The organism is Noviherbaspirillum galbum, from assembly GCF_010974945.1.
In the GTDB taxonomy this organism is placed as follows: Bacteria; Pseudomonadota; Gammaproteobacteria; order Burkholderiales; family Burkholderiaceae_D; genus Noviherbaspirillum; species Noviherbaspirillum galbum.
The window spans coordinates 195,291-211,646 of record NZ_JAAIVB010000085.1 but is presented as its reverse complement, the minus strand read 5'-3'; the positions used below and the strand labels follow the sequence as shown (position 1 = coordinate 211,646).

The 16,356-nt window shown below is 62.7% G+C and carries 14 protein-coding genes; 2 read left to right on the top strand and 12 right to left on the bottom strand.

All coding sequences use genetic code 11. The features are described 5' to 3' along the window. Positions 1–969: 969 nt before the first annotated feature. The 5 genes from G3574_RS27570 to G3574_RS27550 form a co-directional block, all read right to left on the bottom strand. Positions 970–1,329: a MarR family transcriptional regulator gene (locus tag G3574_RS27570; protein ID WP_163968767.1), complete on the bottom strand. Its 360-nt coding sequence runs from the start codon at positions 1,327–1,329 to the stop codon at positions 970–972. Then, on the bottom strand, positions 1,326–1,685 hold the full coding sequence (locus tag G3574_RS27565; protein ID WP_163968766.1) for a GIY-YIG nuclease family protein: 360 nt from the start codon (positions 1,683–1,685) through the stop codon (positions 1,326–1,328). Before G3574_RS27565 ends, G3574_RS27570 begins: the two co-directional genes overlap by 4 nt. A gap of 87 nt (positions 1,686–1,772) precedes the next feature. Continuing rightward, positions 1,773–2,399: a DUF2239 family protein gene (locus tag G3574_RS27560; RefSeq protein WP_235953655.1), complete on the bottom strand. Its 627-nt coding sequence runs from the start codon at positions 2,397–2,399 to the stop codon at positions 1,773–1,775. A 153-nt stretch (positions 2,400–2,552) separates the two neighbouring features. Continuing rightward, positions 2,553–3,416 carry a DUF6920 family protein gene (locus G3574_RS27555; RefSeq protein ID WP_163968765.1) on the bottom strand — a complete coding sequence of 288 codons (864 nt, stop codon included), beginning with the start codon at positions 3,414–3,416 and terminating at the stop codon, positions 2,553–2,555. 106 nt (positions 3,417–3,522) lie between these two features. Further along, positions 3,523–3,699 (bottom strand): hypothetical protein, encoded by a 177-nt coding sequence (locus G3574_RS27550; protein ID WP_163968764.1) that lies wholly within the window; start codon positions 3,697–3,699, stop codon positions 3,523–3,525. 102 nt (positions 3,700–3,801) lie between these two features. Between G3574_RS27550 and G3574_RS27545 the strand changes: the two genes are divergently transcribed. After that, positions 3,802–5,067, top strand: coding sequence for a metallophosphoesterase family protein (locus tag G3574_RS27545; protein ID WP_163968763.1), 1,266 nt, complete (start codon positions 3,802–3,804; stop codon positions 5,065–5,067). After that, positions 5,064–8,546 carry an ATP-binding protein gene (locus G3574_RS27540; RefSeq protein WP_163968762.1) on the top strand — a complete coding sequence of 1,161 codons (3,483 nt, stop codon included), beginning with the start codon at positions 5,064–5,066 and terminating at the stop codon, positions 8,544–8,546. The genes G3574_RS27545 and G3574_RS27540 overlap by 4 nt, the downstream gene beginning before the upstream one ends. A gap of 39 nt (positions 8,547–8,585) precedes the next feature. On the opposite strand, the gene G3574_RS27535 is transcribed toward G3574_RS27540, so the two are convergent. From G3574_RS27535 to G3574_RS27505, 7 genes are all read right to left on the bottom strand, one after another. After that, positions 8,586–8,864 carry a helix-turn-helix domain-containing protein gene (locus tag G3574_RS27535; protein ID WP_163968761.1) on the bottom strand — a complete coding sequence of 93 codons (279 nt, stop codon included), beginning with the start codon at positions 8,862–8,864 and terminating at the stop codon, positions 8,586–8,588. Between the two features lie 21 nt (positions 8,865–8,885). Next, positions 8,886–10,232 (bottom strand): type II toxin-antitoxin system HipA family toxin, encoded by a 1,347-nt coding sequence (locus G3574_RS27530; RefSeq protein ID WP_163968841.1) that lies wholly within the window; start codon positions 10,230–10,232, stop codon positions 8,886–8,888. Positions 10,233–10,423: 191 nt separating this feature from the next. Then, positions 10,424–11,560: a M20 family metallopeptidase gene (locus tag G3574_RS27525; protein ID WP_205609950.1), complete on the bottom strand. Its 1,137-nt coding sequence runs from the start codon at positions 11,558–11,560 to the stop codon at positions 10,424–10,426. Positions 11,561–11,658: 98 nt separating this feature from the next. Beyond that, positions 11,659–13,236, bottom strand: a complete 1,578-nt coding sequence (locus tag G3574_RS27520; RefSeq protein ID WP_163968760.1) for a class I adenylate-forming enzyme family protein — start codon at positions 13,234–13,236, stop codon at positions 11,659–11,661. A gap of 22 nt (positions 13,237–13,258) precedes the next feature. Further along, on the bottom strand, positions 13,259–14,503 hold the full coding sequence (locus G3574_RS27515) for a branched-chain amino acid ABC transporter substrate-binding protein (protein ID WP_163968839.1): 1,245 nt from the start codon (positions 14,501–14,503) through the stop codon (positions 13,259–13,261). Between the two features lie 189 nt (positions 14,504–14,692). Continuing rightward, positions 14,693–15,154: a PaaI family thioesterase gene (locus tag G3574_RS27510; protein ID WP_163968759.1), complete on the bottom strand. Its 462-nt coding sequence runs from the start codon at positions 15,152–15,154 to the stop codon at positions 14,693–14,695. 31 nt (positions 15,155–15,185) lie between these two features. Then, the gene (locus G3574_RS27505) at positions 15,186–16,325 is read right to left on the bottom strand and encodes an acyl-CoA dehydrogenase family protein (protein ID WP_163968758.1); all 1,140 of its coding nucleotides are present in this window, start codon (positions 16,323–16,325) and stop codon (positions 15,186–15,188) included. Positions 16,326–16,356 lie beyond the last annotated feature (31 nt).

Genomic DNA, 16,356 nt, shown 5'->3' with positions numbered 1-16,356 from the left:
GTTCAGTATTCAGTTGGCTCTTCGCGGACTCGGTACGAAGGTCTCTCCTTAGCGAAGACAATAGTGCTTCGCGTTCATGGGGAAATAGCGATTTAATTGCTTGATGCATTCCTGGCACTCCAATCGATAGCTGGCAGATCTGTGATTGCTGAGAATTTCTTTTTGGGGGATTGAAATTAAAAAAGTGTCCTGGAAGCTGGGGATAGTAACCTCCAGGACAAAAGGCAAGACCAATGATGAGAGACCGGCTATTGGCCTTGAGGAGACACTCTGTCTAAAAGAGTTTTCATGCTCGGATTCGGCATTCTGGGTTACGGTGTTCTTGCACAATTAAATGCCGATTCCTCACACTAATTTGAGCTGGAACTCATCACTTATCGCTTCTGCATCCCCTGCGATGCGATGACCTGCTCCATTCCAACCAGCCAGATAGTTTCAATCCGCTCCAGAATTTCTTGCTTCATCAAGCTTGTCGATCTGGCGGATGAAACGCGACGATTCGTGGACAGTTTCCCCAAGTAGCAACCAAATTCCTATGTGCGATTGACCACTGGATTGGTCTTTTGGATGTCCCCGAATGACCATGCTGTGTGTCGAAAATATTGGCTTTGGGCAGCGAAGTAATGCACCGGACCACGGCAACATCCTCGACAGTGGAAGTTGAATACATGAACCGACGCTGACAAATGCCAACCTCGCACATTTGATTCGAAGGGTCCACAGCCTGACACTGCGGCAGTTGCAACTTCATGTGCGTATTCCGATCCTCGCACGCATCAGGTTCGACAGCGACTTCGGTCGCGACGGCAAAGACCTACACCGTTCCGGCGGCGTACCCAGGTGGACAGAATCAAAACGGTTTGGCAAGAAGGAATAGTCCGCAATGCCGCAATTAGCGGCCGCGGGCGCTCTCAAGCTGAATATCGACAACGGATCCGAAGCCGCCTGTCGCCAATGCAGAAAGTACAGTCAGTTCCCGAGGAACTCCTCGCATAGCTTGGCCGCCGTCTCTTGAGCTTCACATATCTTTCTCTGCCCATTCGGACGAAGACAAACGCACCTTACCCCATCCGCGCCAAGGCGACGTGCAATCAGTCCAATTTTCTCGAGGGGCATCAGCTGAAGCAGAAGTCGCGAGCGAGGAACACTGAGTTTCTTTGCGAGATCCGCTGTTGACAGGGCACCTTCCGCCGCGTCCAGCGCATCAAGCAGCACAAAATCCGCCCAGGAGATGCCATGCAAAATGCCGAGTTCATCATCGAGTTTGAAACTCAACGCAGCCTGGCGATGATGCCGGTCAAGACAAATCCGTAATGGTGAAGTGCTCATCGGGCGGCTCCGGCTTGTTGCTCATATTGCTCCCGATAGATCTGCTCAAGTGTGCGTAATTCTTCGAGGTAGTCAAAGTTGGAATCTTCCCTCTCCTTCAGAAGCTCGACGATCTCAAAATCGAACCGGCCTGGGCCGCTGCGATTCCATTCCGCTTGAAGTGCCTTGTTGGCATGTGACCGCAGCCGCAGCTCGAATTGAGCGCGATTCATTGCGCCATGCACGTTGCGGCTCGATGCGACAAGCACGTCGCCCGTTTCCTTGTCGCGAATGATGTATATCCCCATCGGTGGAAAGGCGTCCCGGGCCTGACGGGAAATGGCGCGCCGGCTAAGCGTGGTGGTATCGGTTGTCATTGGCAGTCTTTCGCGATTTGATTTGAATCGACATCAGTGATTTCAAATTCATTGGGTATCCGTGATGCTGGGCATCGTTGTGCCTGGTTACTTCCCGCTCTTAGCCGGTGCGGTCTCCGGACTGGCGAGGCGCATGAGGTAACGACCGATATCGTCTGGCCATTCCGTTGCCAATCGTTCCAGACGGTCTAACTCTCCCGCGAACAGGGCCCGGCTCGCTTCTTCAAAATTCGGGAGATCCCCCGCCAGGACAAGCATCGCGTTATAGACGCGTTCATCCCGGCGCCGCTGCAGGTCACGCGTGGAGTTTGCCTGCCTGGCTTCGTGCACCAGCTTACGCAATACGACCGACGCGCCTCCGGGCTGCGACGCAAGCCATTCCCAGTGCTCGGGGAGCAAGGTCACTTCCCGTGCAACCACGCCTAGCCGAGGCCTTCCCCGGCCTTTAGCGGGCGCGTCCTGTTCGCTCGATGCGGGCTGGGTGGAAGGCTGCTTGTCCGCGTAGCGCGCTTCCACCTCCGCTACAGTGCCCCGCAGGTCGAGTTCGACCTGCTTTCCAGTGTCATCGTCGAAAACGAGAGGAAGAACGTGCGGGTCCTCTTTCAGTTTGCGACAGAGGGCAACCGCAACCTGGCTCAGCGCTCCTGATGCGACCGATTGCGCGCCGCAAAAGGCGGTGTAGGTTTTTTGTACTTGAGATTCCATGGCAGGCATGACGATTCACACTTGAATGGAATAAATATTACCCGGGTAAATTTAATCCGTCAATATTACCCGGGTAAATTTATGCCTGCGAATCGCCATCGGAGCCCCGTTTCCATTTCCCAAAGGTTTCCAGGGAGTCCGGCATTAACCGCGTGCGGTTTCTCACAGCACGAGTTCGTATTCCAGTTTGCGGATGTCGCCTCGCCAATATGGTTTGATGCCGTCGGCAGGAACCCACGAAACCTCGCCCGACAATGGCACAAGCATTCCATCGCGTACTTCGTAGTTCCAGAAGCGGCCTTGCCACGGCGTTGGAATGATCCGGTCGCCGACCGTCCGGCCTCTTGCCGGCGCACTGACGGTATCGATCAAGCCTTGTTCGTTGAAGGTGAACAGCAAGCTCACCATGATGTCGCCGTCGACGAGGGTAGCGCGTGCGGAATGATGGTCGACCGATGTCCATTGCACGCCCTGGCCCGGCAGAAGCGCCGTCGGATACCAGGCCGCTTCCGCAAGGAAACGCATCAATTCACCTTCCGCGGCGGCTTTCGTGCCGCGCATGTCGGCCACGGTGAACAAACCCAGTAGCGCGGCATGCAGAATGCCCTCGCCGCCGACATAGGCGTCATGAACATGGACCGGCACTCCGGGCAGCATATTGACGCGGGCGTTCCAGTCGAAGCCAGGACGGCGCAAGATGACACGCTGGTCCGAGGAAAATGGCTTCCACATTTCCCGTTCGTCGCCCATGTTGAAAGTCCCGTGGTGTTCGACGCGCGCCGCGGAAATCAGGTTTTGGCCGTCCTTCAAAACCGTCCTGAAGTAGGCTTGTACGGGGGCAGGCAAGCCGTCCAGCTCCCTCGGGCTGTAACGATGCGGCTTGCCTGTGGCGCGTGCCGCCTCAAGCTGCGCCCGCAGGTCCTGCGTTTCCTGATCCCATCGAAATGCGCCGTAGCGCTTCAATGCGACCATGACCGCCATGAGCGCGAGGATGGATAGCAGAAGCAGTCTCACCACCGTCGTCATTCGCGAGCAAAGGAAATCTGGCGCCTGTTCGGCCGGCAAACAGCGCTGTCCCGTGGACAGACGTGTTTCAGAACCGAGAACGGAGGAGTCGCCGCAGGGAAGACAATCAGGCGGCGCGACGGCGGCGCTTCAGCTTCGCGACGATCGCGGTGATCACAGAGCGTTTGGTTTTGATGCGAGTGTGCAGTGAGCGTCCCATGGCTTTCTCCAGTTCGATTCCTCCATTTTCCGGATCCAGCGCGCGACCGCTGTGACGCAGCGCACAAAAATTGAAAAACAACATCCAAAACTTGCTCGCAAACAGGCGAAAAAAGCGCTATAAGATCCAGGCAAAATCGTCGCACGCCGTTGCCTCGCAATCGAACATCGAATTCCGGAGATGCATTTGAAATTCATACACGCCGCCGATCTGCACATCGACAGCCCGCTGCGCGGCCTCGACGCCCACGCCGGCGCACCGGTCGACCGGTTGCGCGGTGCGACCCGCCGAGCGTTCGTGGCCCTGATCGACCTCGCGCTCGCGCAGAAAGTCGACTTCGTGATTCTTGCCGGGGACATTTTCGACGGCAACTGGCCGGATTTCCACACCGGCCTGTTCTTTCGCGAACAGCTCGTGCGCCTGCGCCAGCATGACATCGCCGTGGTGATCGCCCGCGGCAACCATGACGCGGAAAGCCAGATCACGAAGCAGCTGCCGGCGGTGGACGGCGTGCACGTGTTCTCGACCGACGCGCCGGAAACCGTCATCCGCGAAGACCTCGGTGTCGCATTGCACGGCTACAGCTTCCCTCAACGGTCCGTTACACATGACGTCGTTCCCGACTTCCCGCGCGCCATTCCGGGCATGTTCAACATCGGCGTGCTGCATACCAGCCTGACCGGGCGCGAGGGCCACGACGACTATGCGCCGACGTCGGTCGAAATGATGGCGACCCGCGGCTACGATTATTTCGCCCTGGGGCACGTCCATGCCCGCGAGGTCGTGCGCGAGGCCCAGCCGCGCATCGTTTTCCCCGGCAACCTGCAGGGCCGCAAATCCAACGAAACCGGTCCCAAGGGTTGCGAGCTGGTCACGGTGCTCGACGGCCGGATCGCCAGCGCGGAGTTCGTGCCGCTGGACGTGGTGCGCTGGCATCGCCTCGAGCTGGACGTCGCCGGCGTCGCGACGCTCGAGGATCTGGCGCGGACATTTCACCGGGCCGTCTCGCAGCTGACCGATGGCGCGGCCGACCGCATGCATGCCATCCGGGTCATCGTCCAGGGCGAATCGCCGCTCAACCGGGTCGAAGCCGAACAGCCCGGCACGGTCGAGGCCGCGATCATCGCCGCCCTGCAGGACATGGAAGGCCCAGAGATCTGGCTCGAACGCGTCAAGACCACCTTACGCACGCCGATCGACCGCGATCAGGCAGCGCTGCGTACCGACGCCGTGGGCGAAGTGGTGGCGCTCGTGAATGAATTGATGGCCGACGAAGACCGGCTGGCAGGCTGGATTGCGCGCGAGCTGGGCGGCCTGACCTTGCCGCCACCCCTCCAGGAACTGGATCCGACAGCCGCCGACGCGCAGGCCATGCGAGCCATGCTCAACGATGCCGAAGCCACCGTCCTGGCCCACCTGGGCGCCATCGAGGCTGATGGAGAACAAGCATGAGAATCCGGGAGCTGCACCTGACCGCCTTCGGTCCCTTCACCGAGCGCGTTCTCGATTTCGGCAAGGACGGCCAGGAACTGGTTTTCATCCACGGGCGCAACGAAGCCGGCAAGTCTTCCACGCTCAGGGCCATCACGGATCTGCGCTACGGCATCCACCCGCAAAGCAAGGATAACTTCGTCCACCAGCACCGCGACATGCGCATCGGCGCCCTGCTGCTCGACCATGCCGATGTCGCCCACACCGTGGTTCGCCGCAAGGGCAACAAGGCAACCCTGACATTCGCCAACGGCGATCCGGTGCCCCCGGACGTCGAAGCGCGCATCACCTGCGGCCTGTCGAAGGAAGAATACGAAAGCATGTTCGGCCTGGACCACGAGCGCCTGCGGGCCGGCGGTGAGGCGCTGCTCGCTGGAGAAGGCGATATCGGCGCGGCCCTCTTCGAAGCGAGCGCCGGCGTGCGCAGCATCGCCGCGGTGCTGGAGCGCCTGGACCAGACCGCGCGCGAGTTCTACATCCCCAAGGGGCGCGTTTCCAGGCTCAACGAGGCCATCCGCGATTACAGCCAGCATCGCAGTGCCTACACCAATGCACAGGTGAAGCCGGCGCAGTGGGGCGACCTGTTCAAGCGCCAGCAGCACGCGCAGGAAAAGGTCGCCGCGCTGGAATCCCGGCAGCAGCAATTGCACGCCAGCCTGCGCCGCGTCACCGAGCTGCGCGCGGTGGCGCCGCTGCTGCGCACGATTGACATCGCCCAGGCGACGCTCGACGAGTTAGGCGGCCATTCATTGCTGGATGAAAATGCGCCGACGGAGCGCGCAGGTGCGCAGGCGGGACTGGCCGCCGCCGAGCATAACGCGGCAACCGCCGCCGCACAGATGGAAGAAGCGCGCCGGAAGCTGGATACCCTGCTGCCGGAAAGGCCGGTGCTGGCGGCAGCTGCCGGCATCGACCGCTTGTCCGCGTCCGTGGAAAACCTGGATCGCTATCGCAGGGAACGCGATGACGCCAATGGAGACCTGATACACGCGCAAGCCACACTCGCGGCGCAAGCCAAAGCGATTGCACCCGGGGAGACGGTCGAACGACTGCAGCAGCTCGCGCCAAAGGCGGGTGCCCGTGCGGAGATCGTCAAGATGCTGCATTCGGCGGAGACGGCACGGCAGCGGCTGGAGGATCACCAGCTATCCGCCAGCAGCACCCATGACGACGATCGCCCGCAGGAGCGCGCGCTCCTGCCCGATGCGGCGGTCCGCCAGGCATTGCAACTGGCGCGGGAGGCCGTCGTCCGCCAGGAAGGTACGCTCAAGCGCGCCGCCAGATTGCCGGGCGAGATCAACTCGGCCCGTCGCACGCTGGACGCGACATTGAAACTGCTCGGCATTGCGGCCATCGACGACCTGCTCGCCATTCGTCCCTTGTTCGATGGCGAAATCGACGATGCGAAAGCCGCATTCGACCAGGGAGAGACACGCAAGGCCGACCTGGAAAAGCGCATCGCCGAGATCGCGGTCGCGCTGCGAACCAACCAGGACATGCGCGAGCAATTGCTGACCGACGGGGCCGTTCCCACGGCCGACGACGTCGCCGCCGCGCGGGCGCAGCGCGACCAGACCGTCGCCCGGATGCGGATCGCCGGGACCGCCGCAAGCCATGACGCAGAAGGCACCGAGCCGCTCGATGTCACATCCTGGCAGACGCTCGCGGACGAGATTCGTCACGCAGACACCCTGGTCGATTCCCTGGCGCGCGATGCGAAGCGCGCCACGCAACTGCAAGCTTGCCTGCGCAAGATCGCCGACCTGGAGCGTGACCGCGACATGCTGGTCAAGGAACGCCAGGCGATCGAGGCGCGCCAGCAGCAGGAGCAACAAGCCTGGCAAGGCCTCCTGGCGCAACGCCAGCTGGCCCAATTGCCGCCGGCCGCGCTGCGCGAATGGCAGAACCTGCTCAACCAGGCGCGCACGCAAAAGGAAGCGCTCGATCTCCTGGACGACGAGCAGCGGCAAGTGGCCGACACGGAAAAGCTGCTCGCGAACGGACTGCGCAAGGCGCTGGGCGAGGTAAGCGAGGTGCATGGCGGGATCGACGCCGATGGCGGCCTGGACGAACTGCTTGCTCATGTCGACGCCATGGAGAAGGAATTCGCCCGGCTGGAAAAAGCTTCGGCGACGGCCGCGGGCAAGCGTGCCGAGCGGCAAGAGCAGCGCGCCCAGTTTGCGTCGCGGGAGAAGCAATTGACCGAGGCGCTGGAACGCGCCCGCACGGACCTTGCCGCCGCCTGTACCCAGCTGCTCCAGCCAGCCAATGCCAGCGTCGCCGAGGCGATGGCCCGCCTTGACGACTTCGATGCATTGAACGACGCGGTCGCCCGTCGGGATGCCGCGCAGCTCAAGCTTGACCGGGCGAGCCACGCGATCGCTGCGCTGGAACAGCAGGCCAATGCCCTGGCTCATGCCATCGGCGACGCGGAGCCCGCCGATATCCGGCTCTATGCCGAGCAACTACACACCCGGCTGGAGCAAGCGCGGTCGGTCGCCACGGCGCGCACGGTCGTCGAAAAGGCGATTGAACAACATGTGGCCGCGCTGCGCGAACATCAGGAATCGATCGCCGCTCACCAGCGCAAGCTGGCCGCCTTGTGCGCCGCCGCCAACGTGCAATTGGCCGACGCCCTTCCTCATGCCGAGGAACTGTCCCGCCGAAAACGCGATGCCCAAGGCATGATCGACCGGGCAAGGGCCAATCTTGCCCTGGCCTCGTCCCGCACGGAACAAACGCTGCGGGAGCTGCTGGCCAGCTGCGACGTCGACTGCCTGGATGCCGACGAACAATCCTATCAGCAAGAGCTGGCCCAATTGGAGGCGCAGGTTCGTGCCGCGCGTACTGTCGAGGAAACGGCACGGCGCGAACTGGAAGCGGTGGACGCCTCCGACGTCGTCATTGCGGAGCGTCAGCAGATGGAGCGGGCATCGGCGGCGATCGCATCCGCGCTGCCGTCCTGGGTACGCGCGCGCCTCGCGCACAGCCTGCTCGACGAGGCCCTACGGCGCTTTCGGGAAAAGGCGCAAGGTCCGATGCTCCTGGCGGCAAGCCATTATTTCCAATGCATGACCGACGGCCAGTTCGTGCGGCTGGTAAGCGATGACAACACGGAAGGCCGCCCTACCCTGCTCGCTCAGCGCGGCGGCGGCGCACTCGTCGGCGTGGAGGGCATGAGCGAAGGGACGCGCGACCAGCTTTATCTCGCCTTGCGCCTGGCGGCACTCGACCTGCGGCGCGAAGCGGGCCTGGCCTTGCCGGTCGTCCTGGACGACGTGCTGATCACCTCCGACGATGCCCGGGCGCGCCACGTGCTGGGCGCCCTGTCGCAGTTCGCCAAGGGGCACCAGGTCATCCTGTTCACTCACCATGCGCATCTGCTGGGCGTCGCCGAGAGCTGCCTGCCGCCGCGCCAGCTCGCGGTCGTTGCCTTGTAGCGATGAAGACCGGCGTTCGCCTGGCCTGGGGACCGCTTTCTATTGGCGCACGACGCCCAGCTTGAGCCCGACGACGCCGAACAGGCGATTCATGGTCTGGACGGTCCCTTCGCTTCGTTCGCCCTCGATGTCCTGCAACGTGCGAAACCCGACGCCGGCCAGCGTCGCCAGTTCGGCGGTCGTGAGCCGCATGGTCGTCTTCAGATGGCGTATTGCCTGCGGCAGGGACCATTCAGGATGGGCTAGCACATCTTCCACAGCCTGCTTTCGCAACGCCAGTTGCTCGCTCAGGGACATCGCGTTGTAACGTTTATCCACCTATTTGCCTCCGGGTCTGCATCAACGCAAGTTTTCCAGTCTCATCGCTTGCTTCTCGATGGACGGCAAAAGATAAGCATGGACATCGTCGTCCATGCCCATCGATACCCCTTCGGCCGCAATGCGACGCAGCGCTGGCGCCATCGCTTTCAAACCCTGCACCAGGCTGTCCCTGCTTGGAGCGGGCGTGGATGTCGAAGGGGCGCGCTTGCCACGCTTCGGCGGCGCGACGACTTGTCGTGCCAGCTCGCCTATCCGGTCGATGACACGGCCCCAGTCAGGATCCCCGTCGTCATTTCCCTCCCAGCGGATGCGACGCGCAATGCCGTCCGGATGCAGGTACATCGGCGCGAAATCGTAGAGCGGCGTCAGGCCGATGTTGCCTCGGAAATCGCGCTGGATCGCCGTATTGCGCGCGTGGTTATCCTTGTTGCCCAAAGCCAGGTTGGCGATGTCACGCTTGATGTATTCAAGCACGTCTTTCTCGGGATGGGTACAGCGCAGAAGCAGCTGCGAGCACACTTCGTCATGACTGGGCACGGCCCCGAAGCCCGGGATCCCGGTGAGTGTCGCTACGCTTTCCTGCGCCAGGCGCGTCACGCCGTCTGTCTCCACGACCCGGTCGAATCGAGGAATGAAGAGCGCCCGGCCCCGTAAGTGCAGCGGTCCGTGCACGCGCAGTCCAAGCATCCGGGCCAACTCCATGTATGGCGCTTCATGCCGCATGATGGCCGCCAACTGGCGGTCCGCACCGCGACCGAACTTGACGATATAGTGCTGACGGGCCTGTTCGTCCGGCAAGGTATGGTCCAGATAAAGCAAGCCGTCATCGGCGCGCGTCAACAGCAGCTTTGGCCATTCTCCTTGCACGCCTGAAGAACCGGCAACGAACAGTCCATGCCGTGCAAGGTACTCCGTGAAGTGCTCACCGCGCGTGGCAACCTCTTCGTCGGTGAAGCCGCGCAGTTCTCCTGCGTGCGTATCAAGCCATTGCGCCGCTTCCTTGACGCGCAAGTTGCCGATCGGGTTGCCCGCCCCCGCGAGCAAGAGTCGCCAATCGGCCTCGATGCCGGCGGTAGGTGACAGATCGAGGCGCCGCAGGAGTTCCTCGCGACCAAAGCCTTGCGGCAGCATGTCGATCAGGAATACCGGCCAGTGCGCTTGCTCGGCTGGCGCGAGACCAACCGGGTATTGGCAGGAGAACGCGTGGGCATCACGTGCGCCGCGATGCGCCACGGCCCAGTCGACGGCGTAGCCCGTGTAAGTGCGGGCTTTCCAGCCGAGGTTCTGTTCACCGAACATGCTGACACTGCCAACGTCGTGCCAGCGATGCTCGGCGAATAATTGGATTGTGCATTCTGCGGTCATATGCACGGAATAATATCATTAAAGCCTATTTAATCTTTTTAAATAGTGATATTTTTCCGTGTATTTACGAAGGATATGGCGCTGTGCCATGAAGTTATGAAGCCCAGCAACTTCGCGCCAACTCGCGAAGCCAAGCTACAAAATCAAAAGGCCGGCGATTGCCGGCCCTTGTTCCGCTTGGTGCAGGCGGCTCAACAGCACCAGGCTTCTATCAGTTCGTGATAAATCGTCACTGCCTCTTCGATGCGCGAGACTTCACAGTATTCGTTTGTCTGGTGGGCCATCTGCGGTTCACCCGGCCCAAGGATGACGGTGGGTGGATTGCCGAGCGGGCCGAGCAGCGCGGCCGCATCGGTGAAATACGACACGGTCTTTGGCTGCAGCGGCTCCTCGAAATGTTTCTGGCAGACCGCGAACACTTGCCGCATCCAGGGATCGTCCGGCGGCGTGTAGACGCTTGCGGCATCGATCAGGGTCTTGAACCGCAGGTCCTTGCCCAGCCGTCCGCACAAACAGCTGTAGACATGGCCATGATCCTGCCCGGCCACCGTTCGGATGTCGATCTTCACCTCCGCCGCGTCGGGCACCGAATTGATGTTGAGGCCACCGCGCACCGTGCCGACGTTCAAGGTCGGCTTGCCCATCAGCGGATGCGGCCCTTCCTCGAACTCGAAGGTTTCCAGGGAAGAGATGGCGCGGGCGATCTTGTAGATCGCATTGTCGCCCTGATCAGGCATCGATCCGTGGGCCGTGACGCCCGCCGCGCTCGCCTCCAGCCACAGGACGCCCTTGTGGCCGACCAGCGGCTGGTTGGACGTGGGTTCGCCGACCACCAGCGCGCCCACCTGGCCGAGGATGGCTTGCGCATCCGGCTGTTGCACCAGGTGGAAGGCGCCTTCGCAGCCGGTTTCCTCGCCGGCGGTAATGATCAGGGTAAGACCGGGTCCGGACTTGATTCGCCCGGCCAGAGCGACCGCGGCGACGACGAAGGCGGCGACGCCGCTCTTCATGTCGCTGGTGCCGCGCCCGTACATGCGGCCCTCCACGATCTCGGCACCGAAGGGGTCATGCGCCCAGGGCGCGGCGCCCAGCGGCACCACGTCGACGTGGCCGGTGAATCCCAGGGCCGCCTTGCTGGCCTGGCCGCCGATCCGCGCAACCAATGTGCTGCGGCGGGGACCGAATTCGACGAAGCGGCAGGTAAAGCCGGCCTGCTCCAGCAGGCGGGACAAATGCACCGTGCACTGGTCTTCGTTGCCCGGCGGATTCACGGTATCCATCCGCACCAGCGTCTGTGTCAGGGCGATCGCTTCGCTTGTCAGTGACATGCTGAACCTCGTTGAATGCTCGTGAGGCCAGTGTAACCGGAATGCCAATTTTCGGCTGGCTATGCCCCTTGGCTATGCCGTCTGACTGAGACCTCTAACTACGCCGCCTGACCTGCCAGGTTGGAGTAACGGTCGCGCAATTCCCGCTTGAGCACCTTGCCGATCGCGCTGCGCGGCAGCGATTCGACGACTTCCACCGCTGCCAGGCGCTGCATCTTCCCAAGCCGCTCGTTCGCCCAGGCCAGCACCGCCGGCGCGTCCAGCGTCACGCCGGCACGCGCGACCACGAAGGCGACGGGCGTTTCGCCCCAGCGCTCCGACGGCACGCCGACGACCGAGGCGTCTTCGAGGTCCGGGTGCCCGAGCAGTACGGCCTCCAGGTCGCTGGGGTAGATGTTGAAGCCGCCGGAAATGATCATGTCTTTCTTGCGGTCCATCAGCACGAGGAAGCCGTCGGCATCGAAGCGCCCGACGTCGCCGGTGCGGATGAAGCGGCGCCCTTCGGCGTCATGCCATTCCGCTTCGGCGGTCTTGCCCGGCTGCTTGTGATAACCGGTCATCATGGAGCCGGAACGGCCGACGATTTCCCCCGTTTCCCCGGCGGACACTTCCCTGCCCTCCTCGTCGACGAGGCGGAACTCGCTGCCCGGCGCGGGCCGGCCGACGGTGTGCAGCTTGTCCGGAAACTCATGCGCCGCCAGCACGCAGCTGCCGCCGCCTTCGGTCATGCCATAGAACTCCGTCAGCCCGCCCGGCCAGCGCCCGAGCACTTCCTTCTTCAGCGCCGCCGAGAACGGCGCGCTGGTGCAGAACTTGGCGCGGAACGACGACAGGTCGTAGCGGCCGAAATCCGGCATCGCCAGCAGGCGCTGGTACTGCACGGGGACCAGCATGGTATGCGTCACGCGATGCTTCTCCGCCAGCGCCAGGTAGCTGGCCGCGTCGAACTTTTTCATCAGCACGGTGGTGCCGCCCAGCGCCACCGTCGCGAAGAAACTGACCAGCGTGGTGTTGGAATAGAGCGGGGTCGACAGCAGCGTCACCGCATCGGTGCCGTAGCCGTTCATCACGCCGCGCTGTACCTGGCCCCAGCGCATCGAGTGGGGCTGGACGATGCCTTTCGGAGCGCCGGTGGTGCCCGACGAATAGATGATGTTGAACGGCGAATCCGGCCTGACGTCCACCGGTATCGGCGGGATGTGTGGTCCGGCCAGCCATGCGTCGAAAGCCTTGCCGCCAGCGACGCCATCGAGGGACACGCGACCAATGTCGATGCGGCTGCCTGCCGGAGCCAGCGCGGCATCGGCCATCTCGTCGAGGAACAACATGCGCGCGCCGCAATCTTCCAGCATCACCGCCAGTCCTTCCGCCGCGGTCGATGGCGCCAGCGGCGCCACGGCGACCCCTGCGCGCAGGCTGCCCAGGAACAGGACCGCGTACTCGATCGAGTTGGCGGCGCAAATCGCGATGCTTTCGCCCGGCATCACGCCATCGCGCTGGAGCGAAGCCGCCACGCGATCCATGATGGCATCGAGGGATCGATAGGTGACGGTGATGCCATCCTGCACGAGGGCGGGATGCTGCGGGCGCTGCGCCGCCTGCAAGCCGATCAGTTCCGCAATCGTGCCGAAGGATTGCGCGAGGAGATCGGCCGCGGTGGTATCGGGAATCTTCATGGTGGACCCGCCTTCGCAAAAATCAGAACGACGGACGTTTCATCTGGCAGGTCGACGGCTGCGTCGCCACGTAGGAATCGACCTTCTGCAGGGTCTTCCAGCCATATCCGGTGCTCTCCAGGTCGTATTTCACGTCCTTGCCGTTCGTCTTTACCCAGCCGATGATATAGAGCGGCTGCTGCAACTGGTGGTCGGATGCGCGCATCGCGAGTTCGCCGTTGAGGCCCTGTACCTTCATGCCTTCAAGCGCCATGGCCACCTTGACCGGGTCGCCGCCCTTGGCGACCTTGACCGCCTCGCTCATCATCGCGATCATGTTGTAGGGGCCGATGGAAGAGAAATCCTCGTTGTACTTCTTCTTGTAGTCCTCGACGATCTTGCTTCCGGAAAAGGTCTCGTTGTTGGCATGCCAGCCGACGGACGTGCTGACGTGGCCGACGCCGCTGGCGCCCATCGTCGTGGCGACGCCGGCGCCCGACGCCTGCACGCCATAGAAGTCGACGTTGACGCCCATTTCCTTCGCCGCCTTGACCAGGAACGCGAAGTCGTTACCCCAGTTGCCGGTCAGGACGGTATCCGCGCCGGAGGCCTTGATCTTGGCTGCATAGGGCGAGAAGTCCTTCACCTGGCCGATGGGATGCAGGTCGTCGCCGACGATCTGGATGTCTGGCCGCTTGCGCTTCAGGTATTCCTTGGCCGCGTCCCTGACCTGCTGGCCGTAGGCATAGTTCTGGTTGATCAGGTACACCTTCTTGATCTTCGGGTCCTTCGCCATGACGGTGGTCAGGGCTTCCACGCGCATGTCGGAATTGGCGTCGAAGCGGAAATGCCAGAAGCTGCACTTGCTGTTGGTCATGTCCGGGTCGAGCGCATAGTAGTTGAGCAGGACCACTTCCTTGCCCGGGTTGCGCGCATTGTGCTTGTTGATCGCGTCGAGCAGGGCCAGCGCGGCGCCGGACCCGATGCCCTGCGCCACGTAGCGGTAGCCCTGGTCGATGGCGGACTTGAGCAGGGCCAGCGACTCCTGCGGGCTTCCCTTGTTGTCGAAGGGGACGATCTCGAAGGAGTTGTTGCCGGCCCATTTCTGCTCGTTCGCCACGGCGGCGACCGCCATCATGTGCTTGGACACCACCTGTCCGGCCGCAGCCAGCGGCCCGGACATCGGCTCGATCTGCGCGATCTTGATCACCTCCGCGGAGGCGGCATGCATGCTCGCCGCCGCAAGGGCAAAGACCGCGAGCGCGCAAGCCCGCCTCGGTGTGAACATCGGCGGATTGGATGTGACGGGAACGGCGGGCAGCATGGGTTTCATCGATATCTCCATTTTCGGGGGTGAACCGGTGTTGTTCCCGGTATCGGCCGGCACATGCTGCCGGCCGCTCATCTATCGCACGCCTGGACGTCCGGAAGCGGCGCGCATTGTCTCACTCTCTGGCTCTCTTGCTATTTGCATCTTTCACTCGGCGTGCGCCGGCGCGGCCGGCGTCGCGGGTGTGTGCGACTTCCTGCGGTACTTGAAGCTGCCGATCGCCTTGGCGACGAGTTTGCCGGCATCGTCGAGAATCTCGCCCTCGCAGAAGCAGACCGAGGAACCGCCGCCCGTGGCGTGGCCGTGCACGTGAAGCCGGCCCGCGCCCGGGCCGATGAAATTGATCGACATGTCCAGCGTGACGATGCCGGTCGTGAAGTTGTTCCGGGACAGCGCGGCGCTGGCCAGCGCCACGTCGAACAGGGTCATGATGACGCCGCCGTGGGCCACGCCATAGATGTTCATGAGATCGGACTTCTCTTTCTGGACGAAGTGCGAATGCCCGCCGGCGGCTTCGACCAGCTCCATGCCGAACAAGCGGAGGAACGGATTCCGGTTGACCGGATCGTGCAGGACTTCAAGCGTATTGGGGTCGATGATACGTTTCATGGTTGACTCGCTATCCAGACGGGGCGCGGCATCATAGACCCCGCGCGACGATTTCCTTCATGATTTCATTGGTGCCGCCGTAGATCCTCCCTACCCGGGCGTCGATCCAGGCACCGCCGATCTCGCATTCCGACATGAATCCATACCCGCCGTGCAGTTGGAGGAATTCATCGAGCAGCCGGTTCTGCATGTCCGAGCCATTAAGCTTGGCCATCGCCGCGCGTTCGGCGCTTAGCTCACGGCGCAGATGCAACGCCAGGCAGTCGTCGACGAAGACCCGCAGCATGGTGAGCTGGGCCTTGGCTTCGGCCAGCTTGAAACGGGTGTTCTGGTAATCGAACACCGTCTGGCCGAACGCCTTCCTGCCTCGCGTGTAGTCGATGGTCCGCGCGAGGAAGGCCTCGATCGACGCGGCGGCGCGCACCGCAATGATCAGGCGTTCCTGCGAGAGTTCATGCATGAGGTACTTGAAGCCCTGGCCTTCCTCGCCGAGCAGGTTGGCGGCCGGAACGCGCGCATTTTCAAAGAACAATTCGGCGGTGTCCTGCCCGCGCAGCCCGATCTTCTTCAGGCGCTTGCCGCGCGTGAAGCCGGGCGTGCCCTCTTCCACGCAGAGCAGGGAAATGCCCTTTGCGCCGGGCTCCGTGCCGGTCCTGGCGACGACGATGACGATCCCCGCATTGTGGCCGTTGGAGATGAAGGTCTTCTGTCCATTCAGGATGAAGTGGTCGCCATCCCGCCGCGCGCTCGTCCGGATCGCCTTGACGTCGCTGCCCGCCCCGGGCTCGGTCATGGCGATGGCGCCGATCAGTTCGCCGCGCGCCATCGCCGGCAGCCAGCGGCGCTTCTGGTCCTCGCTTCCATACGCATGCAGATAGGGAGCAACCACCTCGGAATGGACGCTGAACCCGAGGGCGCTCGCATTGACGCGCGCCAGTTCCTCGATCAATACCGCCGAATGGCCGAAGTCGCCGCCCTGGCCGTAAGGCACGGGCAGCATGCAGTTCAGCAAACCCTCTTCCCCCGCCTTGCGCCACAAGGAAACGGGAACGATGCCCTGCTCTTCCCATCCGGCGTGGAAGGGCTTGATTTCCCGCTCGACGAAGCGCCGGACCTGGACCCGGAACTGTTCGTGATCGTCGCGGAAAACCGGCCGCGTCATGCCATCCATGCTGACATTTCCATTTCCGTCTCCCGCAGAG